Below are 21,028 nucleotides of genomic sequence, written 5' to 3'. Positions count from 1 at the left end.
GTGACGTCATTGATAATAAGTCAACGCCGTATCAACAGGAGTTCACACCATCACCGGCGTAGTGCGCCAACGCATCGGCTGCCGCGAGCATTCTCTCGCGAAATCAACGCCAGGAGTGCCGCACCAGCAAAGCTGGTTCGGGTGGTTCGAGCGACAGAACCAAAATAGGAGGAACTCTTTGGGATATCTCAATCCACCGCCACTTGAGACTTGCTACACGCGACTGCAAGGCAAGGTCATTTTCATAACGGGCGCTTCGAGCGGCATTGGCGCAGCAGCGGCTGAGCTCTTCGCTCGGGAAGGCGCCAAAGTCGTAGCAGCGGCCCGACGTACCGAACGTGTTGAAGACGCTATGTCCAAATTGCGTGCCGAGGGATTGCAGGCTGCCGCGGTCGCCTGTGACGTATGTAATGAAGTGTCCGTGGAGAACGCCGTACGCTTCGCATTAGAACGTTTCGGTCGTCTGGATGGCGCTTTCAACTGTGCAGGAGTGAGCGGCGCGCGGATGCCAATTCACATGGCACAAGTGGAGGAATTCGATCGGGTCATGCAAACCAACCTGCGTGGCGTGTTCCTTTGCTTGAAACACGAGGCCGCAGCTATGCTTCAATCAGGAGGTGGGTCGATCGTCAATGCCTCGTCCATTGCTGGCATGATCAGCGCCGCCGGCAACAGCATCTACGCTACCAGCAAGTGGGGCTTGACCGCGCTAACGCGTTGCGCCGCGCTTGACTATGCCCGTGATGGAATTCGCGTCAACGCCATCGCACCTGGCCCGACGCGGTCGGAAATGTTCGATGCTTGGAAGCCATCTGAAGAGGATCGCGAGCAACTCGCAGAGGCATTCCCGATGAATTATGTCGCGCACCCTCAGGACATGGCTCGCGCAGCGCTATTCCTGTTGTCGGATGAATCGCGCTGGACGACGGGCGCTATTTTACCTTGCGAAGGCGGTAGAAGCGCTGTCTAGAAAGCCTTAACTAGGACGTCTGCACCGCGTTCGCCGCCAACACCTCCATTCCGACTGGAATTTTACGACCAATTCTCCGGGCCGTTTCAGTTAACACTGATCGGTGCTTGAGCAGTTCCACTGTCGAGAGCCGGCTGGCCGGTGCAAGTATGCTAAGCGTGGCAACCAGCGAACCATCCCCATCGCGAATAGGAACCGCAATTCCCCGCACGCCTTTCTGGTAACTTTGGTCGGCAACTGACAGCTGCTCTTGCCGTACCTTGGCCAGCTTCTCCGAAAAATCGTTGATGTCTGGCGCGGGAAATGCCGGATATGCGCGGGCTGCCTCCTCGACCACGCTCGCCGAATCTTGCGCCGACATCTCCGCGAGACTGATGAGCCCTGTCGCCGTGACGTGGACCGGTGATCGCTCACCCAAAGTGAAACGAACAGTCAGCGGGTGTGACGCTTCGTTATAGTGTACGCAAACCATATCGCGGCCATCTCGTACATGTAGGCCAACGCTTTCACCAACCTCTTCGCGAAGGCTGCGCATCTCGCCTGCGGCGAGCTCAACAAAGCCAAGAGCCTGAAGACGCGAAGCCGCCAAATCCAAAATCGCCAACCCTAGGCGGTACCTCTTGGTCGCCAAATTCTGCTCAATAATGCCTTCTTCCCACAGCGATCGCAGGAGTCGATGTATTGTCGCCTTGTCGAGCACCAGCCGGCGAGCGAGTTCGCTGACCCCGAGTTCGGGATGCTGAACACTAAATTCTCGAAGCAATCGGATCGTAAGCTTTGCCGTTTTCATAGCGCCCTGACTTAAATGCTCCTCGTGACTAGTCCCCTCGCAACCTCTCGGTCAAGTAGCTGCAATGGTGCGATGGGACCAGGAGCGCGCGGTTGGAAATAGCAGGCTTTGAAAAAGGCACGGTGCGGACGGAGCCGCACAAACCAATATGACCGCGATGCGAACCAACCTGTCGTTTCTATTCATGATCCAAATACCAAGTTGCCGTTTCGGCCGCTTTCTTTGACATTCTGGCTCCGGTCTCACGCGCCGCATCGCTGTCGGCTCGACTTTGCATCCACCCTATCATTGCAAAAGCGCGTAAGGCGGTGAACAATGGCAATGCCTTGATGTCACGCGCTGTCAACGTCCTTTCCGAGGCATACCCCTCCAGCAATGCGGATTCGATGACGTCAAAGAGCGGATCCTCTCGATTCTGATAGAGGCTCACCGCAACGTCGTACATACGCCACCCGAAGCCGCAATCATCGAAATCGATGACTTGGGCCGAGTGGTCCTCGCTCATCAAAATATTTTCGCGCACAAGGTCTGCATGTATCAATCCGAAAGTCCTGGCGCTTTTTTCGAAACCCACTAAAGCACCCATCGCCTTTTCGCGAGATTTCCATACGAGGTCACGCAAGGCATGATCGAGCAGAGGCGAGTTGGTAAAAGGCCCCCACAATGGATTTTCGGAGAAGAAAGCTCCGAAGTCCCATGCGTGCCTTTCAAAATCACGGGGAAGAGGCCACGCCTCAGTCAGATTGTGCATCCGCGCGATCGTGCGTCCCAAGGCTGAGAAAGAACGCTTCGCTTCGTCACCTGACATGTTTAGCGGGACGCCACTCTGGCCAAGCGGCCGCCCCTCCACCCAGGACATGCAGTCAACTTGTCGCGACTGAGAGGAAGCCTCCGTCCGAGCATGCACGAACAACTCACCCGACAAAGCTGCAATCGGCCGGGGCGTCGGGATGCCACTGGCTTGCAGGTAGTTCATCCACTGCAACTCCGATCGCAACGCGGCGTCGGAATGGTAGCCAAACCGGTGGATACGCAATGCCGCAGGCAGGCCACTTGGCATGACGACACGAAAAACCACGTTCTCCCGGTATTTGAGCAATACTGGATCGCAGTCTTCGACCCCCCAGGCTATCAGCGCCTGACGAGCCAGATCCTTCATCGCGACGGCTTCATCGGCGTTGTTCTGATGCCCGGTCATCAGAGCGCCTCGCAGGCAAGGTCGGCAAGAACCTCATCAAGGATACCAACGAGGAATGTCGCATTCTCAATGCCAAAAGGCATTGGTGGTCTTATTTTTAGAACGTTGCCGTGAATGCCGGTCTTGCCTATCAGAACTCCACGTTCGCGCATTTCATCGACGACGGCGGTCGCCAAGTCAGGCGCTGGGTCGCGGATAGCGCGGTTACGGACCAACTCCAGCCCGAAAAACAGCCCCGTACCTCGGATATCGCCGACGCACTTATGACTTTCGGTCAAGGGGCGCATCAGTGCCAGCGACGCTTCACCTACTCGCTGTGCGTTGTCGATGAGGTTCTCGCCCTCTAGCACGTCCAGCACCGCGTTGGCTGCCGCACACGACACTGGATTGCCGCCGAAAGTGTTGAAGTAGCGGAAGGCCTCGCGAAACGATGCCAAAATCGCTTCAGATGTCGCAACGCCGGCAACGGGGTGGCCATTACCCATCGGCTTGCCCATGGTTACGATATCAGGCAGGAAGCCGACGCGCTGGTGGCCCCAGAAATGCGTGCCTGTGCGACCAAATCCAGGTTGCACCTCGTCGGCGATCACCAATCCACCAGCCAAGCGCACGGCTTCGATGGCGCCATCGAAGAAGCCGTTGACCAAACTTGGAAATCCCTCATTGGCCAGCATCGGACACACGATCAAGGCCGACATGCCTATTCCAGCGGCCTGCAGCGACGCGATGGCTTCGCGGACGTCGGCAGCGAACCGCTCACCTTCCTGCCCATCCCCTGGCCTAAGGCTATCCGGTGCCGGTACGAGCCGAATATGTTGAGCATGGCCGCCGATCGGCGGCATGCGCGTGCTTAGCTGTGAGACCGCGGCGGTGTTTCCATGATACGTCGCGTCCGTAGCGATAACGCCCAGGCGCCCGGTAACAGCTTGCGCCATTCGTAGCGCGATATCATTCGCCTCGCTGCCGGTACACGCAAGAACCGCTGTCGAAATCGGCGGAGCGAACGTCGCTGTCAAACGTTCGACATAGTCGAGAATGGTCGTGTGTAGATAGCGAGTGTGGGTGTTGAGCAGCGACGCCTGTCGATGCATCGCCTCTACCACATGCGGATGACAATGGCCGACATGGGCCACATTGTTATAAGCGTCAAGATAGCGCCTGCCGTCCGAGTCGAAAAGCCAAACACCCTCCCCGCGCACGAGGTGGATCGGATTGGCGTAAAAGAGCTGAGACTTGGCCCCCAAAAGTTTGGCGCGCCGCGCCACCAGATCGGATTGCTGGACCATGTTCTTATCTGTCAACGGTTGTATGCAGTTTGGGCGCTGCAGAGCCGAAGCGCCCTTGCCAATTGGCAGCGACTTCTTGATTGTACATATGGCGCGGAGGGTTACCGGCCAGCAATTCGTGCAGATTGTCGATCAAGGACTCCGTAAGTGCGCGCATCAGTTCAACGGTGTGACCCGCATTATGCGGCGTGAGGATTGCGTTGGCGCAATGACGCAGCCGGCTTTCGGCTGGCAGGGGTTCGATTGCGAAGACGTCAACTGCCGCCCCGCCGAGGCGACCTGCCTGCAGCGCGTCTGCCAGCGCATCTTCGTCGATCAATGCGCCTCGTGACGTGTTGACGATCACGGCGCCTGGTTTCATCAGAGCAAGTTCATCTCTCCCAATCAAGCTACGACTGGCACCGGTCAACGTCATGTGGAGTGATACGACATCGCTCTCACGAAGGAGATTTGTTAGAGGCACTGCGGTCGCGTCCAGGTTGGCATCCGTCACTGCGGGGTCGGCGACAAGGATTCTCACCTGCCACGGCGCCAAAAGTTCAGCCACCGCTCGACCGATGCGGCCAAATCCGACCAGCCCTACTGTCTTTCCTCGTAGCATACGGCCAAGCACCAACGGCTCGCGCCAACTTCCATTCATCAACACCGTTTGCTTTTCTGCAACACGGTGCATCAAGCTCGCAATGAGCATCACCGTTGCTTCCGCCATGCTGTAGACACTCTCAGCCGGTGCTCCATGGCCGACCGCTATGCCGGCGAGCGTTGCCGCCTTGACGTCGAGTGGATCGACGCCGATCGTCGGAAAAACAATGCTTCTTAACCTCGCTGCCTTCTTCATCAAGGCGACCGGGAAACGACCGCGCGGCGTCAGCACCAGAATGTCGACGCGGGCGGTGAGGTCTCCCCACTCTTCCGGCGGCGATCGTGGTGAAACCACTTCGTGGCCAGCGGATTTCACCATCGCTCGAGCATGATCGAGTGCATCGCGCAGAATCGCGCTCTCCGGCACTGCGACCACAAATCGCGACGGTTCTATCTTACTCGAACGTGGCATCTGGGGGTTCACATACGTGTCCGTTCGCCAGTCGGATCGTAGAATGGAGCCAATTGAGCCACGGCAGGAAACTTCGCACCTGCCACCTCGATCTCGAAGCTTCCCTGTTTCAGCCAATCAGCAGAAGCACCGCCGGGGGCGAATACGTAACCCATGCCGAGCGATCGGTCGATGCGAAAGCCCCAGCCACCAGAGGTGATGGTGCCCACCCGATCGCCGTTGCGCCAGATGATCTCGTTGCCGATCAGGATCGGTGCGTCGTCGCCTTCCAAGGCGAACTGAACGAGCCGAGATTCTGGGGGGCGTCCCCGCTGCGCCTCGACCCTTTCCCGGCCGATAAAGTCGCCCACCTTGTGCCAGCCCACCGCGAAGCCGAGACCGGCCTCAACCGGTGTTTCGTCGGCAGTGATGTCCAAGCCCATCAGGCGATATCCGCGCTCCAGGCGACACGCCGCTACCGCATAGAGTCCGGCATAGCGCAATCCGAAGCCGGCACCTGCTCCAACGATCAGGTCGTGGAGATAGCCACACATCTCGGTAGGCACCAGGATTTCATAGCCGAGTTCGCCTACAAAGGTCACGCGAGAAGCGCGAACTGTTACATGTCCCAGGTTGATTTCGTCGGAATACCCAAAATTGAGGGCTTCGTTCGAAAGGTCAGAATCGCTCAGACTCTGTAGCAACTGCCGGCTCTTGGGGCCCATTATAGCCAAGAGACCAAAAGAATTCGTAACATCCTGAACGACAGTCGCCGCGCCTTTCGGCAAATTAGCATCCAACCACGCGAGATCGATCCTCTGATCGGCGAAACCAGAAATGACCAGGAAGCGATCCTCGGCCAATCTTGTGACCGTGAGATCCGCCTCGAACCCACCCTTCTCGTTCAACCAAGCTGTGTAAACCACTTTTCCGACCGGTGCGTCGATTTCGTTTGCGCAGAGCCTGTTGAGATCGCGGAGTGCATCCGGACCGGAGATGAGGAATTTGGCATAGGCCGATTGGTCAATCAGCGCGACATTGTCGCGGACAGCCAGGCTTTCTTCGCGCGCAAACGGATACCAATCCTGACGTCCCAATCTGTATCGGAACTCGCTGGAATCCCTGGGTGCGTACCAAAGCGGAATTTCCCAGCCGACGCGCTCACCAAAGCGCGCACCAGCCGCTTTCAGTTCATGGTACAATGGCATCCGACGCACATCGCGAGCGCTCTTCATTTGCTTGCCGGGCCAAGGCATGTTTGACCAGATGCCAATCGACTCGGTCACTCGTTCGGCCATAAAGTGCCGATTGGCTTGGAATGGCATTGTGCGGGTAAGGGCGAACGCATGCATATCGACCGGGCTGTTGCCTGAGGCAACCCATTCCGCCACGACCTTGCCCATGCCGCCTGATGACATAATGCCGCTGGAATTGAAGCCAGCTGATACAAATAATCCGCTGACCTCGGGGGCCGGCCCTATGAGATAGCGGCCGTCTGCGGTAAAACTCTCCGGCCCGACGAAAAGGGTCTGCACACCAGCGCTTTCTAGACGCGGCACGCGCTTTGTTGCCATGGCAAGTTCGTTTTCGTAGTGCTCGTAGTTCCCCGGCAGACTATCGAACTCGAATTCCTCCGGAATGCCGTGCGTGGCCCATGCCTTGCCACGCTCCTCGAAAATTCCGACAAGCAGCTTGCCTGCGTCCTCCTTGTAGTAAGATCGTTCTTCCGAAATCACCAGAACGGGCGTTTTTGAGTCGAGCTGGGCGATCGGTTCCGTAACCATGTAGAAGTGTTCGGCCGCGTGAAGCGGCACAGCCACGCCGACCTTGCGCGCCAGTTCCCTAGTCCACATGCCGCAGGCCAGAACAACCGTGTTCGCCTCGATCTGCCCGTCTTCAGTCTCGACGCCGACGATCCTATCGCCGCGTTTGAGGAGTCCAGTGACATTTGTATCCTCGAAGATGCTGACGCCACCTTGGCGAGCGCCCTTGGCCAGGGCCATGGTATAGTCCACAGGATTGACCTGACCATTTTCGGGAATATGAAGCGCCCCTAGGATGCCATCAATGTTCAGAAGCGGCCACGCCTCTTGAAGTTCTTCTGGCGTCACCATGGGGGCCAGAACGCCAATATATTGGGCATAGGAAGAGGAGCGCCTCAGGAGTTCCAGCCGATTTTCGTCGAGGGCGATCATAAAGCCGCCATTCTGCTTGAATCCTGTGGACTGCCCGGTTTCTTCTTCGAGGCGGCGCAGAAGATCTATCGAATATTTCGCTAAATCAGCCATTGATCGCGATGGCCTCAGTCGACCGACAATGCCGGCCGCGTGCCACGTCGTTCCGGATGTCAGTTTCTTGCGCTCCAGCAAGACGACGTCACGTTTTCCGAACTTCGGCAGATGGTAGGCAATCGAGGTTCCGACGATTCCACCCCCGACAATTACGACATCGGCGCGTGCGGGAATTTGCTTGGACACTGACTTTCTCCCCTCAAAAAGCGGCTTCCAAGCCGATCTGGATAAGCTCGAACAAGATGTAAAAGTGATCGCCTTCAGGCATCAGCCCTCCGCGTTTGTCTTGCCGCCTATCGGTCCATACGAGACGCTTGTTCGATACGATCGTAGATCGTTGATTATATCGCAACGCCGTTTCACTACTATTTCCGGCGCAAACGCGAGTGTCAATGCCCGTCCAGCAGTGAAGGAGCCGATTGAAGGCTGGACCGTCGTGCAAAGCCGTTGACCCAGAGTGCCTCTGCACGGCCTCGGCTATCAGGCTCGTCAGCCTGCGGCCGGCGGTGACGTCCGATAGAACTCGGCGCAAGCGAAGTCAGACCAGCAATGCGATGTCAGTTCGGTGTTTACGCGAAGAATTGCAAAGCGCTGGATTGCCAACGCCGAAACCGGCGAAGCAGGCCAAATCGGACGCACCGGTCCGGAGAAGTTTTTGGTGAGGCTCAGTTCTGGCCCTGTGACAGCGCGCCCGCGACCGACGCGGCACCGGCCTTCATGGGAAGGCTATCGGGCTGCTTTTTATGTCGTGAGCTGGCGTTCAAGTGGTCGCCCTAGGTGCACGGGGCGAACTTTCGCAATCATGTCTTTACCGCTTCCGGATGGGCCGCGCGAAAGGCTGGCAGTTGCGCACAAGTGGAATCGATGGCCCGAATGCGGGGCATGTCCTTGAGATCGACACCCCATCGCTCAGCATTGTAGACCTGCGGCACAAGGCAGAAATCTGCCATAGTCGGGCTGTCTCCATGACAGAATCTGCCAGTTGACGGATGCGTGAGCAGGGTTTCAAACGCGCGAAGCCCCTCCCCGATGAACTTACGCATCCAAGCAGTGCGGACTGCGTCGCCGCCTCCAGTGAGTTCCACGACATGGGCGCAGACGCCCATGTTACACACAGGATGAATATCCATGGCGATCGCGTGGGAGAGAGCCCTAACGCGCTGGCGGCCGGGCGCATCTTTCGGCAGCAACGTGGCCTCGCGGGTTTCGCAGAGATATTCGATGATCGACAGCGACTGGGTCAGCATCACGCCGTCGATGTCGAGCACGGGTACGAGACCTTGCGGATTGCGTGCCAGATGGTCCCGCGATTTATGGGTCTTGTCCAGGAGGTTTACGGGGACTGCTCGATAAGCGAGGCCGATGCTGTTAAGCGCGATGCGCACACGGTAGCTCGCAGACGAGCGCCAGTAGTCGTAGAGAACGATGTCGCTCACGTCGGTTTGCCGCAGTGTAACGCAGTTTTGAGCGCTTCACTCAGCACCATTCGGTTACCGATATGGTTGGCGAGCAGCAGAATAAGACGGGCGTTCAAAGCATCGCTTTCAGCCTTGCTCAACCCCTCATGAGCGTCGAGCAGTTCCGCATAGAAATCGTCGGGTCGAGCTATGTTGGGCATGGTTGTTAGTGCCGTCATCGCAATCTCCCGATGGCTTTCAGCAACGCACTCCGAACCGCTGTCTCGTCGAATGCGTGCCAGCGGGCAGCGACGTGCTGATCTGGACGAAGCAGGTAAACGGCGCTCGTGGCGGTCCCGAGCCAACGTGCGCGAAAAGCCTCGGTGTCGTCGCCGGTCGCGGCCACGACGACGCGTTCGATCGGAATGCCGTCGATGTCCAGCATCTCAGGCGCTCCGGCATTGATGGTAAGAAGCTGGAAGCCGCCACCAAGGCGGTCGAGTAGCCAGCCTCCGCCCACAGGCGCATCCACAGCCGGCGAACCTGGCCGGGTTTGCATCGGCAAACCGTCACAATCGGGCCCGTTCAGCGGAGAGCCGTCATAGGTCGATGGAACCGAAAGGCGGCCTGAGTTGACCATGGGGCGCGTGGCTGGAAGGTGCTCTGAAAGATCGAGCACGGCGTCGCGGAAGAGGCGGCTGGTCTCGGACTTCGGCGTGATGAAGTCTGTCGAGCGCGACGAATTGAGGATATTTTCATCAGCTGCCTGCACCCGCTCGGCGTCATAGCTGTCCAGCAGGCTCGCAGGCGCTTTGCCGTCGATCACCAGCTTGAGCTTCCAGGCAAGATTGTCAGTGTCTTGCAGGCCCGAATTGGCGCCGCGGGCGCCGAAGGGCGAGACCTGATGCGCGCTGTCGCCGGCAAAGATCACCGGACCATGGCGGAATTTTTCCATGCGCCGGCATTGGAACGTGTAGATCGAGACCCAGTCGAGTTCGAACTGCGCGTGCTCGCCGAGAAACGCCTTTAACCGCGGGACCACCTTTGCCGGCGTCGATTCCGCTTGCTTGTCGATGTTCCAGCCAAGCTGCAGGTCGACCCGCCAGACATTGTCAGGCTGCTTGTGCAAAAGCGCGGACTGGCCGCGGTTGAAGGGCGGATCAAACCAGAAGCGGCGCTCAACCGGAAAAGCAGGACTGTCTTCCATAACGATGTCGGCGATCAGGAAGTTGTCCTCGAAGATCCTGCCGATGAAATCGAGGCCGAGTGCCTTGCGCACGGGGGAACCTGCGCCATCGCAGGCGATCAACCAGTCGGCGATCAGATCATACGGGCCATCCGGCGTATCGACGGAGACACGGACACCGTTTCCGGTATCATTGACGCCTGTCACGCGATTCTTGCCGCGCAGCTCGATCGGTCGCCCTTCCGCCTCCAGCGTGCAGGCACGGTCAACGAGATACTGCTCGAGGTAGTATTGTTGGAGATTGATGAAAGCCGGCTGTTTGTGACCGCCCTCGGGCAACAGGTTGAATTCGAAGACCTGTCGTTCGTCGAAATACACCTTGCCTACGCTCCACTGCACACCCTTCTCCACCATCGAAGCCGCACAGCCGAGCCGATCCAGGATTTCCAGCGAGCGCTTGGCAAAGCAGATGGCGCGCGAACCGAAGCTCACCTTGTCATTGTCGTCGAGTACAACGACGGCAATGCCCTGACTGGCCAGGTCGATCGCCAAAGCAAGGCCCACAGGCCCCGCCCCGACGATGGCGACAGGGCGGCGCACGGGTCTCTCGGCGTCCTGGTCAGACGATCGCCGGTAGGGATAGAGCGGTGTTTCGAAGATCTTGGTGATGTGTGCCTCCCAATCGAACCTTTCGACAGCATTTATCGCTGCAGGGCGTCCCACATCTGGCGGTCGCGTTCGGCGGTCCAGATCCGTGGAGTGTCGATGCCGAGCGCTTCGTCGTAGGCGCGTGCGACGTTGAATGGCAGGCAGTGTTCGTAGATCGCGTAGGCGGCAAATTTCGGGTCGCACTCGGCTCGGCAGGCGTCCCACGCTTCCTTCAGCGTGCCGCCGCCCTGGGCAACGCGGGCGATCGGTCGATAGGTCGAGCGCACGAAGTCGACAGTGTTGTCGAGAGCCTTTTTCACCAGCTCCTTACTGGTCAGCGCGTCGCCGCGCCCCGGCGCGATCGCGTCGACGTCAAATGCACGGATCGCCTCGATCGTTGCCGGCCAGTCGCTGAAGTGACCATCGCCGCAGTAGCAAGCAGAGTGATATTCGATGATGTCACCCGTGAACATGACGTTCTGGTCGGGGACATAGGCTACGATGTCACCCGCGGTGTGAGCGCGACCAAGATGCATCAGGTCGACCCGGCGCTTGCCCATATAGACCGTCATGCGCTCCTTGAAGGTCATGGTTGGCCAGGTCAGGCCCGGAATGCTTTCGTGTCCCTGGAATAGGCGCGGGAAGCGCTGGAACTCCGAATCCCAATCTTCCTTGCCGCGCTCGGCGACCATCCCGCGCGCCTTTTCCGACATGAATATCTGCTCCGCATTGTAGGCGGAGGCACCGAGAACCCGGACAGCATGATAGTGCGAGAGCACGACATATTTGATCGGCTTGTCGGTGACGCGGCGGATATTCTCGACAACCTTGCCGGCGAGCCGTGGGGTGGCCTGCGCATCGACGATCATCACGGCGTCGTCGCCGATAATCACACCGGTGTTCGGATCGCCCTCGGCCGTAAACGCCCAGAGGTCCTTACCGACTTCGGTGAAGGAAATCTTCTTTTCCGCAAGGTCGCCCTGCGAAGCAAATGCTTTTGCCATAGTCAAAATTCCTTGTTTTTGCTCGTAGAGAGCTGGTGGAGGAAGGCGGTAACCTCGCCTCAGGTTTGAACTCGTTTCTGAACGCTCTGCTCGATCGCACCGAAGATCGACTGTCCTGCCATGTCCTTCATCTCGATACGCACCGTGTCGCCAAACTTCATGAAGGGGGTTTTCGGGGCGCCACTCTGAATAGTCTCGATAGTGCGGATCTCTGCGATGCAGGAATACCCCATGCCGCCCTCGGACACAGGTTTGCCGGGGCCGCCGTCCAGCTTGTTGGACACGGTCCCCGAGCCGATGATCGTTCCTGCGGCGAGCGGCCGGGTCTTGGCGGCATGGGCGATCAGTTGAGGAAAGTCGAAGGTCATGTCGATGCCCGCGTTGGCTTTGCCGAACGGTTCGCCATTCAAGGCAACAAGCAAGGGGAGGTGTAGTTTCCCATCCCTCCAGGCGCTCCCGAGTTCGTCGAGCGTCACGGCCACTGGCGAGAAAGCGGACGAGGGTTTTGAGTGGAAAAAGCCGAAGCCCTTGGCCAACTCCGCGGGAATGAGACCACGCAAAGAGACGTCATTGACCAGCATTACAAGGCGGATGGCTTCACCGGCCTGATCGACGGACACGCCCATTGGGACGTCATCCACAATCACGGCCACCTCACCTTCCATGTCGATCCCGTAAGCTTCGTCGGCCATGACGATGGGATCGCGAGGGCCAAGAAAGCTGTCAGAGCCACCCTGATACATCAGAGGATCGCTCCAGAAGCTCTCCGGCATCTCGGCGTTGCGGGCCTTTCGCACCAACTCGACGTGATTGACGTAAGCCGAGCCGTCAGCCCATTGGTAAGCACGCGGAAGTGGCGAGCAGACGTCACCTTCATAAAACGGCGTAGAGGGTTGCGAACCTGCCTCGAGGCCCTCGGCGATCTCTCGAAGTCGGGGAGCAGCATTTCGCCAGTCATCGAGGGCTGCCTGAACAGTGCGCGCGATATGACCGACTTCGCAACAGCGGCTTAGATCCCTTGAGACGACGACAAGCCTTCCGTCCCTGGTTGTGTCTTTGATCGTTGCGAGTTTCATTCCGCCAAACCGTCCTTCTTCACCACGTGGCATCAGGATTCATGAATTGATGCGTAGTTGAGGCATCATTTGACGCCCGGGGTTCCGTCAAATTTCCGGTCCAGGTGATCCCAGCATTCAAGGTAGTCATCCTGCAGAGTCTCGAGCTCGGCGGCGTAGCGCGTCAGCTGCTGCGGATACCGGGTCTCGAACATGAAGGCCAAGGTGTGGTCTAGCTTCACCGGCTTCAGTTCCACGCTGGATGCCTTCTCGAAGCCCATGGCATCCGGGCCATGCGGCAGCATCATATTGTGCAGACTCATGCCGCCCGGTACGAAGCCTTCTTCCTTGGCGTCGTATTGGCCCTCGATGAGGCCCATGAATTCGCTCATGATATTGCGATGGTACCAAGGTGGGCGGAACGTGTGCTCGGCCACCAACCAGCGAGGCGGGAAGATGACGAAATCGACATTCGCGGTTCCCGATTCCTCGGTTGGCGCCGTGAGCACCGTGAAGATCGATGGATCGGGATGGTCGAACAGGATCGCGCCGACCGGCGAGAAGGTGCGCAGGTCGTATTTGAACGGCGCGTAGTTACCATGCCAGGCAACAACGTCGAGCGGCGAATGCCCGATTTCGCTGACATAGAATTTGCCGCACCATTTCACATTCACGCGGCATGGCGTTTCCTTGTCCTCATAGGCAGCGACCGGCGTCTTGAAGTCGCGCGGGTTTGCGAGGCAGTTTGCCCCGATAGGGCCGCGATCCGGCAGGGTGAACTTGGCACCGTAGTTTTCGCAGATATAGCCGCGCCAATCGGATCCCTCGCCGAGCCGTGAGACCTTGAACATCATGCCTCGCGGGATCAGGCAGATCTCGGAAGGCTCAACATCAATGATGCCCATTTCGGTGAAAACCCGGATGGCGCCGAGTTGCGGCACAACCAACAGTTCGGCGTCGGCATTGAAAAAATAATCGTCGACCATGTCGTCATTGAAAACATAGGCATGCGCCGCCATGCCGACCTGGGTCATCACGTCGCCGGCCGTCGTCATGGTGCGAATGCCGGCAAGAAAGTTGAGTTTTTCCGTTGGGGCCGGGATCGGGTCCCAGCGCAATTGGCCGAGCGGCAGGGAATGATCATCGAGGCACGGCGCCGATTTCCAGAACGGGTAGCTGGCGTTGGAAAACCGGCGCGTGTGCCGCACGCTGGGGCGGATGCGGTAGAGCCAGGATCGCTCATTCGTGCCACGGGGGGCGGTAAAGGGCGAGCCTGACAACTGCTCGGCATAGAGTCCGAAGTTGCACTTCTGCGGACTGTTCTGGCCCTGCGGCAGCGCGCCCGGAAGAGACTCCGTCTCGAAGTCGTTACCGAAGCCCGGCATGTATTTTGGAGTGTTTGCGCGGTGTATCGGTGCCTGGGCCATTTTCGAAACCTCCGTTCCGCGAAAATTCTAATCTGGTAGCGTTGCCAACCGTCACGTTTGGAACCAATCAGGGCTCGGTCGCACCTGGGCTGGCAGGCGGCGCGATTGAGGTCGAAAGGGCCAGCCGATTAGGCGAGCCCTCTCGTCTTGTCTTGAAGTTGTTACACTCTGTCGGCGTTTAACCGTGCGACGGCTCCAGGCCGCATCATTGCCCTCACCGCCCCGATGACGGCAGCCACCAGGATCGTGGACGGCAGCGCGACAGCCAACGGGCCCGGAGTGCCCGTGAGGATGTCGAAACCGCTAATGCCGAAGTATGCCACGGCAGCAAAGCCTACAGCAGCAAGAGCAGGCATGATCTTCGTCTTGATCGGCTGGTTCGGTTCCAGTTCCGGGTTCTTGTTGAAGAATGCTATGACTGCGAGGCAGACCGCGAGCATCAGAAGGATGATGCATATGACGGCCACGTTCGCGATCCATGCGAACAGGGTAAGTAGCGGATCGAGGCCTGCGATGGCGAAGACCGAGATCACCGCGAGTGCGATAACCGTCTGCACGATCGTGGCGCGATGAGGACTCTGATAGGTGTCATGAGTGCGGCCGAGCCAGGCCGGCACAAGACCTTCTTTGCCGAGGAAGTAGAAATACCGGGCGACATGATTGTGGAAGGCCAGCAGGCAAGCGAAAACACTGGTCACGAACAACACGCGCATCAACACAGCCAGCCAGTTGCCGACATATTGATTTGCGATGTTGAACACGAACTGGATCGGGTCGCCGATGTTCTGCAGCTGGGTGACAATCGTTGACGTGCCCGCAGCCTCGACGATCCAGATGGTCGAGATGGAATAGAAAACGCCGATCAGGAGGACTGCCGCGTATGTGGCGAGCGGAATGGTCCGCTTCGGATCTTTCGCCTCATCACTGTAGAGGGTTGTGGCTTCAATGCCGATGTAGCAGCCGAAGGCAAACACGAATGTGACACCCAGTGCGGACGTGCTTGGCATACCCGACAGCGAAAGCGGGGCGAGATTGAACCCACCAGGAACGCCTTTGTAGACGATCATCAGGTCAAGGATCAAAACCACCGCGAATTCGGCGATGACGAGAATACCGAGCACCTTCGCGGAAAGGTCTATGCGTCGATAGGCAAGGATCCCGATCAAAGCCGACGCGCAAAGACTGAATGCCCACCACGGCACCGTGACACCGGTGAATGTCTTGACCAGATCGGTGCAGACAGGGCCGAACATCCCCGACATGCCGATCTGCATGCAATTGTAGCCGAGAAGCGCCACAATGGCGGCCGCTCCGCCGGCGGTCTTTCCTAGTCCTCTTGTAATCAGGGTGTAGAACGAAGCCGCATTGTGCACATGGCGGGCCATCGTCACGTAGCCCACCGAGAAAATCAGTACCAGTATCATCATCAGCATGAAGGCCGGGACGATCGCCGTGCCGTTGCCGAAGAGAATGGCGACGGGCAAGACGCCCGCCATATTTGTGAGCGGGGCCACGGCAGACACCACCATCAACGTGATGGCCGCTGCTCCCAGTGTCCCTGCCCGCAGCCCACGATCAGCCGAGGTTTGTTCCTTTGACATCCAACTTCCCCTTCTAGAGTTCATCGGCGTCATTGGTTCATTATTATCACCGATGGTTCTTTATCATGTGATTTTTTTTGGAAATGTCAACCGGCCTGCAGCGACGCTATTTTGCGACGGCATACTTGACATCGATCAAGCCTCGGACCGATAATCTATCTGATGGATACAATAATGAACCGATGGTCGAACAAACCACAACAGGCTGGATGATGGACGACACGCAGACTCTGCTCGCCAGGCGCGAGAAATTGCTCGGAAAGAACACCTCGATCTTCTACGAGAATCCTGTGCATCTCGTCCGCGGAGAGGGTGTCTGGCTGTGGGACGCGGACGGCAAGCGTTATCTAGACTGCTACAACAACGTGCCCCATGTCGGCCATTGCCACCCGTATGTAGTGGATGCGATCTGCCGACAAGCTTCAACGCTGAACACACACACCCGGTATATCCACGAAGGCATCCTGAACTACGTAGAACGACTTTTGGGTTACTTCGACGATTCGCTGGATGCCGCAATCCTGACCTGTACCGGTAGCGAGGCAAACGACATCGCTCTTCGGATGGCACAAGCCGTCACAGGAAAGACGGGGGTGATCGCAACAGACTTCACCTACCACGGAAACACGACCGCCGTTTCCCAGCTGTCGACACGTATGCCACCTGTCGGAGGCTATGGCGGCCATGTCCGTCATGTATCAGCACCCGACAGTTACCGGCCACTGGGTGGGGTTGCGGGCGAACCGTTTGCAGCTGCTTTCACCGCTGAGGTAGAGAAGGCGATCCGTTCGCTTGACGAGAGCGGACACGGGTTCTCGGCTTTGATCGTCGACCCGTTCTTCGCGAACGAGGGCTTCCCCGATTTGCCCAAGGGATTCTTGACGGGAGCGGCCGAAGCGGTGCGAAAGGCTGGCGGTCTTCTAATTGCCGACGAAGTCCAACCTGGGTTTGGCAGGACTGGCGACAACATGTGGGGACATCAGCACGCCGGCATCGTTCCCGATGTCGTCACGCTGGGCAAGCCGATGGGAAACGGACATCCCATTGCTGGCGTCGTGGCGGGATCGGAGACCCTGAACGCATTCCGCAAGGCGTTTCGATATTTCAACACCTTTGGCGGCAATCCGGTTTCCTGTGCTGCGGGCATGGCCGTACTCGAGGTGCTGGAAACCGAGAAACTGGTCGAAAACGCAAAAAACGTCGGCAAATATGCCAAGGACGGCCTCGTGCGGTTGGCGCAAAAGCATTCCGTCATCGGCGACGTGCGTGGCAGCGGACTGTTTTTCGGGGCGGAACTTGTGCTCGACAGGGCGGAGAAGACGCCCGCGCCTGAACTCGCAACGCGGCTCATCAACGAAATGCGCAAGCGCGGGGTTTTGATGGGCAAGCTCGGCATCCACCAGTGCGCGACGAAAATCCGCCCGCCGATGCCCTTCACTACGGAAAATGCCGACCTGTTGATCGGCACCCTCGATGACGTGCTGACAGCGCTCTAGGGAGATTTGTCGTGGGAGACATTTCCGAGGCGCTATCTGCACGTCTTTCACTCAGAGCCAAGGAAGCACTCGCTCACTGGGGACTCTCGCCCCAGCAGCCGGAGCTTCTGAAGTACCGTGAGAATGCAGTCTTCAGGATTGCACTTTCGGACGGGCGCCCCGCGGTCCTGAGGCTCCACCGTCCTGGATACCACAGCGCCGCGGCCCTTGGTTCGGAGCTGCAGTGGATGAAGGTGCTGAGGCAAGGCGGAATCGAGGTCCCGACGCCCCTCCCCACTCTCAACGGCGGCGACTATATAGCGCTGCCGTCGAGCGTGGACTTTCCCGAACAGAACGCCGACATCGTGTCTTGGCTCTCCGGAGCGCCGCTGGGCCAATCGGGCGTGATGCTTGAGCACGAACCGCAAGATCTCGTTCGTTTGTTCAGCGCCCTCGGCAACAAGATGGCCGATCTCCACAACATCAGCGACGCCTGGGTATGTGGCGATGCTTTCGACCGTCCATCCTGGGACAAGGACGGTTTGCTCGGGGAGACCCCTCTATGGGGACGTTTCTGGGATTTCGACGCTCTGTCGGTGGCAGACCAAAACAAACTCGGTAGGCTTCGCGGTATCTTGTCGTCCAAACTCGAGCGCGTCCAGAACCTTGATTTCGGCCTGATCCATGCAGACCTCGTCAGGGAGAACGTCCTGGTGACGCCAAGCTCCGTCCAATTCATAGATTTCGATGACTCCGGTTACGGGTGGCGTGTCTTCGATATCGCAACGACGCTATTGCGCAACCGCAAGGAGCCCCACTACCCGGCAATCAAGAAGGCGGTTCTCGATGGCTATAGGCAAAGCAGGGAACTGTCTGAACGTTCCGAATCGCTGCTGCCGCTCTTCCTGCTTCTGCGTAGTCTTACGTACATTGGATGGATCGGAGAACGCCCGGAATTGGCCGACAATGGCGCACGCTTGTCACGCTACCTCGACGATTCATACGGTCTTGCGGACGACTATCTTGGCACAGGCTGGTGATCTTGAACGCGGTTCCTTCTGCAATTTGGTGGCTTAGGAAAGGGTAATCGGAGATGCCTTCGGCAGTCGACGAAAGCAGGCCTGTAGCCCTGATAACAGGCGGAGGCACAGGGATCGGTGCGGCCATCGCGTTGAAATTGGCGTCCACGCATTTCGTCGCAATCTGCGGGCGAAGAGAGGCAATCCTGCAAACCGTCGCCAACCAGACGGGCGGACTGGCGATTGCGGCTGATATAAGCGTGCCCGCTGACGCGGCAGCCGTAGTTGAAAAGGTCGTTGCCCATTTCGGTCGCCTGGATTCGCTGGTCCTGAACGCAGGCACTGTCATCGCCGCATCCGTTTCGGAGATGTCCATTGTCGACTGGCAAACCCAAATCGACGTCAATCTGACCGCGCCGTTTGTAATGGCGAAAGCTGCAATTCCGCATCTGCTGCGGACAAAAGGAGCGATCGTCACCATCTCGTCCGTTGCGGGCGCAACGGCCGGTGCCGGGCTGGCCGCCTACAGTGCGTCGAAAGCCGGTGTGACGCTCCTAACCCAGACGATAGCCCTTGAATACGCTCGCCATGGTCTTCGCGCCAACGTGATTGCCCCGGGCTGGGTGCGAACGGAGATGGCCGATATGGAAATGGGCATGCTGACCGAAGGCGGGGACCCAGAGCCGGGATATCGCCGTGTCACGCGGCTCGTGCCGCAACGGCGGGCAGCTGACGCGAGCGAGATTGCAAATGTCGCCGCGTTCCTACTCTCGCCCGAAGCCTCGTATGTCAACGGCGCCCTGATCAACGTCGACGGAGGCAGCAGCGTGGTCAATCAAGGACTCGTGGAATTCGACCAAGGCTGAGGCAATGATTGGTCGCTGCTAGAGTCTTCTTCACCGAGCGCTGCGCTGGGCGGCCTTAAGGGTGTTGGCCATGAGCATCGCGATCGTCATCGGCCCGACGCCGCCGGGCACGGGAGTGATTGCCCCGGCAATTCGACAAGCGTCCTCGAAATCAACGTCGCCGACTAAACGTCCCTTTCCGGTGCCATCGGCTGCGGGTAGTCGGTTAATACCGACGTCGATAACCGTGGCACCCGGTTTGATCCAGTCTCCCTTCACGAAGTCCGGCTTGCCGACAGCGGCGACCAGGATGTCGGCCCCTCGGCAGATCTGTTCGATTTCCGCTGTTCGGCTGTGCGCGATCGTTACGGTCGCGTTCGACGCGAGCAGCAGATTGGCCATCGGTTTGCCGACGATGTTGGACCGCCCGATGACCACCGCCGTCAAACCTGACAGGTCCTTGCCCCGGACCGACTCAATCAGCAGCATCGCCCCTGCTGGCGTACACGGGACGAGCGCGCCCTCGAGTTCGCCAGTTCCCAGCATACCCACATTGACATAATGGAACCCATCAACGTCCTTGTCAGGCGATATCGCCTGAATAATCTTTCCTGCATCCAGATGTTTTGGCAAAGGCAACTGCAGAAGGAGTCCATGAATTTTCGGGTCTTCGTTCAATGTGTGCACCAGGCCAAGAAGTTCTTTCTCGGACGTGATTTCGGGCAATTCATACTTTCGTGAGAGGAAGCCGCACTCTTCGGCCTTCCGCCCCTTCGAGGAGACGTAAACCTGGCTGGCTGGATCACTTCCGACGATAACCACGGCAAGACCAGGATTGATGCCGGAACTCTTCAAGGCCTCAGTTTCGAGTTTTACTCGTTCGAGTATTGAAGCCGCCACGATTGCTCCAGAGATGATGACTGGTTCTCTCATCTGGCCCTGGTCACGCGAAAACGATTGTCTTGTGGCCATTGAGCATGACCCGACGCTCCAGGTGCATCTTCACCGCCCTGGCCAGCACCCTGCTTTCTATATCCCGGCCCGTGGCGACGAAATCGTCGGCGGTCATCGTATGCGTCACACGCTCCGTTTCCTGCTCGATGATCGGCCCTTCGTCGAGATCAGGCGTCACATAGTGGGCTGTCGCGCCAATCAGCTTCACGCCGCGTTCGAAGGCCTGATGATAAGGCTTTGCTCCCTTGAACGACGGAAGGAACGAGTGATGGATGTTGATGACTTTTCCGAACAGCCGGGTGGAGAGGTTGTCCGAGAGCACCTGCATGTATCGGGCTAACACCACGAGATCTGCCTCCGTCTCCCGGACGAGATCGAGCAGCACCTTCTCCTTTTCCGCCTTGTTGTCCTTGGTGATGTTGAAGACGTGATAGGGGATACCCTCTATCTCTGCGGTTCGGCGGCTGTCCTCGTGGTTCGACACGATAGCTACAACCTCGACCTGCAGCCATCCCACACGGATTTGGTAGAGCAGATGCAACATTGCGTGGTCGAACCTGGAAACCATGATGATGATCTTCAGCTTGCGGCCGGCGTCGACGACATCGGCCTTCATGCCGAAGCGGTCCAACACGGGCTTCACGGCGTGTTCGACCTGTTCCTTGGTTGTGGGCTGCCTGAATTCGACGGCGATGCGCATGAAGAAGCGGTTGGAAAGGCGGTCCCAGAACTGGTTGCTCTCGGTGATATTGGCGCCCAGGGCGGAAAGTTCCGTCGCGACCGCCGCGACGATGCCGGGTTGGTCGTCGCAGGACAGGGTAATCGTGTAGGATTGCGGCACGTTTTCAT

General features: G+C 58.4%; 19 protein-coding genes. 5 read left to right on the top strand and 14 right to left on the bottom strand.

Annotation, left to right across the window (positions count from 1 at the left end):
- Nucleotides 1–178 precede the first annotated feature (178 nt).
- Entirely contained in the window at nt 179–970 is a 792-nt protein-coding gene (locus AC1DVW_RS09270) for an SDR family NAD(P)-dependent oxidoreductase (protein ID WP_477322527.1), read from the top strand.
- Nucleotides 971–980: 10 nt separating this feature from the next.
- Here AC1DVW_RS09270 and AC1DVW_RS09265 read toward each other — a convergent pair whose 3' ends face one another.
- The 5 genes from AC1DVW_RS09265 to AC1DVW_RS09245 all read right to left on the bottom strand — a co-directional run bounded on the left by AC1DVW_RS09265 (nt 981) and on the right by AC1DVW_RS09245 (nt 7,754).
- Nucleotides 981–1,760, bottom strand: a complete 780-nt coding sequence (locus AC1DVW_RS09265) for an IclR family transcriptional regulator (protein WP_477322525.1) — start codon at nt 1,758–1,760, stop codon at nt 981–983.
- A gap of 178 nt (nt 1,761–1,938) precedes the next feature.
- Entirely contained in the window at nt 1,939–2,958 is a 1,020-nt protein-coding gene (locus tag AC1DVW_RS09260) for a phosphotransferase enzyme family protein (RefSeq protein ID WP_477322523.1), read from the bottom strand.
- The gene (locus AC1DVW_RS09255; RefSeq protein WP_477322521.1) at nt 2,958–4,244 is read right to left on the bottom strand and encodes an aminotransferase class III-fold pyridoxal phosphate-dependent enzyme; all 1,287 of its coding nucleotides are present in this window, start codon (nt 4,242–4,244) and stop codon (nt 2,958–2,960) included. The genes AC1DVW_RS09260 and AC1DVW_RS09255 overlap by 1 nt, the downstream gene beginning before the upstream one ends.
- Before the next feature lie 4 nt (nt 4,245–4,248).
- Entirely contained in the window at nt 4,249–5,310 is a 1,062-nt protein-coding gene (locus AC1DVW_RS09250) for an NAD(P)-dependent oxidoreductase (protein WP_457154830.1), read from the bottom strand.
- Nucleotides 5,307–7,754 (bottom strand): FAD-dependent oxidoreductase, encoded by a 2,448-nt coding sequence (locus AC1DVW_RS09245; RefSeq protein WP_477322519.1) that lies wholly within the window; start codon nt 7,752–7,754, stop codon nt 5,307–5,309. The genes AC1DVW_RS09250 and AC1DVW_RS09245 overlap by 4 nt, the downstream gene beginning before the upstream one ends.
- On the opposite strand from AC1DVW_RS09245, the gene AC1DVW_RS09240 reads away from it, so the two are divergent.
- A complete protein-coding gene (locus tag AC1DVW_RS09240; RefSeq protein ID WP_477322517.1) occupies nt 7,747–8,019 on the top strand; it encodes a hypothetical protein in 273 nt (90 codons plus the stop codon). The two genes, AC1DVW_RS09245 and AC1DVW_RS09240, sit on opposite strands and share 8 nt — an antisense overlap.
- Before the next feature lie 349 nt (nt 8,020–8,368).
- On the opposite strand, the gene maiA is transcribed toward AC1DVW_RS09240, so the two are convergent.
- The 7 genes from maiA to AC1DVW_RS09205 form a co-directional block, all read right to left on the bottom strand.
- Complete coding sequence (maiA, locus tag AC1DVW_RS09235; protein ID WP_477322515.1) at nt 8,369–9,004, bottom strand: maleylacetoacetate isomerase; 636 nt, start codon at nt 9,002–9,004, stop codon at nt 8,369–8,371.
- A complete protein-coding gene (locus AC1DVW_RS09230; RefSeq protein WP_126070434.1) occupies nt 9,001–9,204 on the bottom strand; it encodes a DUF2783 domain-containing protein in 204 nt (67 codons plus the stop codon). The genes maiA and AC1DVW_RS09230 overlap by 4 nt, the downstream gene beginning before the upstream one ends.
- The gene (locus AC1DVW_RS09225; RefSeq protein ID WP_457154282.1) at nt 9,201–10,820 is read right to left on the bottom strand and encodes an FAD-dependent oxidoreductase; all 1,620 of its coding nucleotides are present in this window, start codon (nt 10,818–10,820) and stop codon (nt 9,201–9,203) included. Before AC1DVW_RS09225 ends, AC1DVW_RS09230 begins: the two co-directional genes overlap by 4 nt.
- Nucleotides 10,821–10,852: 32 nt before the next feature.
- A complete protein-coding gene (locus AC1DVW_RS09220; RefSeq protein WP_126070435.1) occupies nt 10,853–11,803 on the bottom strand; it encodes an MBL fold metallo-hydrolase in 951 nt (316 codons plus the stop codon).
- A gap of 59 nt (nt 11,804–11,862) precedes the next feature.
- Entirely contained in the window at nt 11,863–12,879 is a 1,017-nt protein-coding gene (locus AC1DVW_RS09215; protein ID WP_477307805.1) for a fumarylacetoacetate hydrolase family protein, read from the bottom strand.
- Nucleotides 12,880–12,944: 65 nt separating this feature from the next.
- The gene (gene hmgA / locus AC1DVW_RS09210; RefSeq protein WP_477322513.1) at nt 12,945–14,285 is read right to left on the bottom strand and encodes a homogentisate 1,2-dioxygenase; all 1,341 of its coding nucleotides are present in this window, start codon (nt 14,283–14,285) and stop codon (nt 12,945–12,947) included.
- 161 nt (nt 14,286–14,446) lie between these two features.
- The gene (locus AC1DVW_RS09205; RefSeq protein ID WP_126070438.1) at nt 14,447–15,886 is read right to left on the bottom strand and encodes an APC family permease; all 1,440 of its coding nucleotides are present in this window, start codon (nt 15,884–15,886) and stop codon (nt 14,447–14,449) included.
- 212 nt (nt 15,887–16,098) lie between these two features.
- On the opposite strand from AC1DVW_RS09205, the gene AC1DVW_RS09200 reads away from it, so the two are divergent.
- Genes AC1DVW_RS09200 through AC1DVW_RS09190 form a run of 3 tightly spaced genes read left to right on the top strand, consistent with a single transcriptional unit; the run spans nt 16,099 to nt 19,246 of the window.
- A complete protein-coding gene (locus tag AC1DVW_RS09200) occupies nt 16,099–17,382 on the top strand; it encodes an aspartate aminotransferase family protein (protein ID WP_477322663.1) in 1,284 nt (427 codons plus the stop codon).
- A gap of 11 nt (nt 17,383–17,393) precedes the next feature.
- On the top strand, nt 17,394–18,401 hold the full coding sequence (locus AC1DVW_RS09195; protein WP_477322511.1) for a phosphotransferase enzyme family protein: 1,008 nt from the start codon (nt 17,394–17,396) through the stop codon (nt 18,399–18,401).
- A 53-nt stretch (nt 18,402–18,454) separates the two neighbouring features.
- A complete protein-coding gene (locus AC1DVW_RS09190; RefSeq protein WP_477322510.1) occupies nt 18,455–19,246 on the top strand; it encodes an SDR family NAD(P)-dependent oxidoreductase in 792 nt (263 codons plus the stop codon).
- Nucleotides 19,247–19,276: 30 nt separating this feature from the next.
- On the opposite strand, the gene folD is transcribed toward AC1DVW_RS09190, so the two are convergent.
- Both folD and purU read right to left on the bottom strand, forming a co-directional pair.
- Complete coding sequence (folD, locus tag AC1DVW_RS09185; protein WP_477307813.1) at nt 19,277–20,158, bottom strand: bifunctional methylenetetrahydrofolate dehydrogenase/methenyltetrahydrofolate cyclohydrolase FolD; 882 nt, start codon at nt 20,156–20,158, stop codon at nt 19,277–19,279.
- Nucleotides 20,159–20,168: 10 nt separating this feature from the next.
- Nucleotides 20,169–21,020 (bottom strand): formyltetrahydrofolate deformylase, encoded by an 852-nt coding sequence (gene purU, locus AC1DVW_RS09180; protein ID WP_135867232.1) that lies wholly within the window; start codon nt 21,018–21,020, stop codon nt 20,169–20,171.
- Nucleotides 21,021–21,028: the final 8 nt, after the last annotated feature.

Source organism: Mesorhizobium sp. P3_B5 (genome assembly GCF_056402815.1).
Note: the sequence above shows the minus strand (reverse complement) of the source record. Positions and strands in the feature narration are given on the sequence as shown.

Bases quoted from the DNA above. Each gene is read 5' to 3' on its own strand.
- AC1DVW_RS09265 (WP_477322525.1), bottom strand. From the start codon at position 1,760: ATGAAAACGGCAAAGCTTACGATCCGATTGCTTCGAGAATTTAGTGTT.
- AC1DVW_RS09260 (WP_477322523.1), bottom strand. From the start codon at position 2,958: ATGACCGGGCATCAGAACAACGCCGATGAAGCCGTCGCGATGAAGGAT.
- AC1DVW_RS09255 (WP_477322521.1), bottom strand. From the start codon at position 4,244: ATGGTCCAGCAATCCGATCTGGTGGCGCGGCGCGCCAAACTTTTGGGG.
- AC1DVW_RS09230 (WP_126070434.1), bottom strand. From the start codon at position 9,204: ATGACGGCACTAACAACCATGCCCAACATAGCTCGACCCGACGATTTC.
- AC1DVW_RS09220 (WP_126070435.1), bottom strand. From the start codon at position 11,803: ATGGCAAAAGCATTTGCTTCGCAGGGCGACCTTGCGGAAAAGAAGATT.
- AC1DVW_RS09215 (WP_477307805.1), bottom strand. From the start codon at position 12,879: ATGAAACTCGCAACGATCAAAGACACAACCAGGGACGGAAGGCTTGTC.
- hmgA (WP_477322513.1), bottom strand. From the start codon at position 14,285: ATGGCCCAGGCACCGATACACCGCGCAAACACTCCAAAATACATGCCG.
- AC1DVW_RS09205 (WP_126070438.1), bottom strand. From the start codon at position 15,886: ATGTCAAAGGAACAAACCTCGGCTGATCGTGGGCTGCGGGCAGGGACA.
- AC1DVW_RS09200 (WP_477322663.1), top strand. From the start codon at position 16,099: ATGGACGACACGCAGACTCTGCTCGCCAGGCGCGAGAAATTGCTCGGA.
- AC1DVW_RS09190 (WP_477322510.1), top strand. From the start codon at position 18,455: ATGCCTTCGGCAGTCGACGAAAGCAGGCCTGTAGCCCTGATAACAGGC.
- folD (WP_477307813.1), bottom strand. From the start codon at position 20,158: ATGAGAGAACCAGTCATCATCTCTGGAGCAATCGTGGCGGCTTCAATA.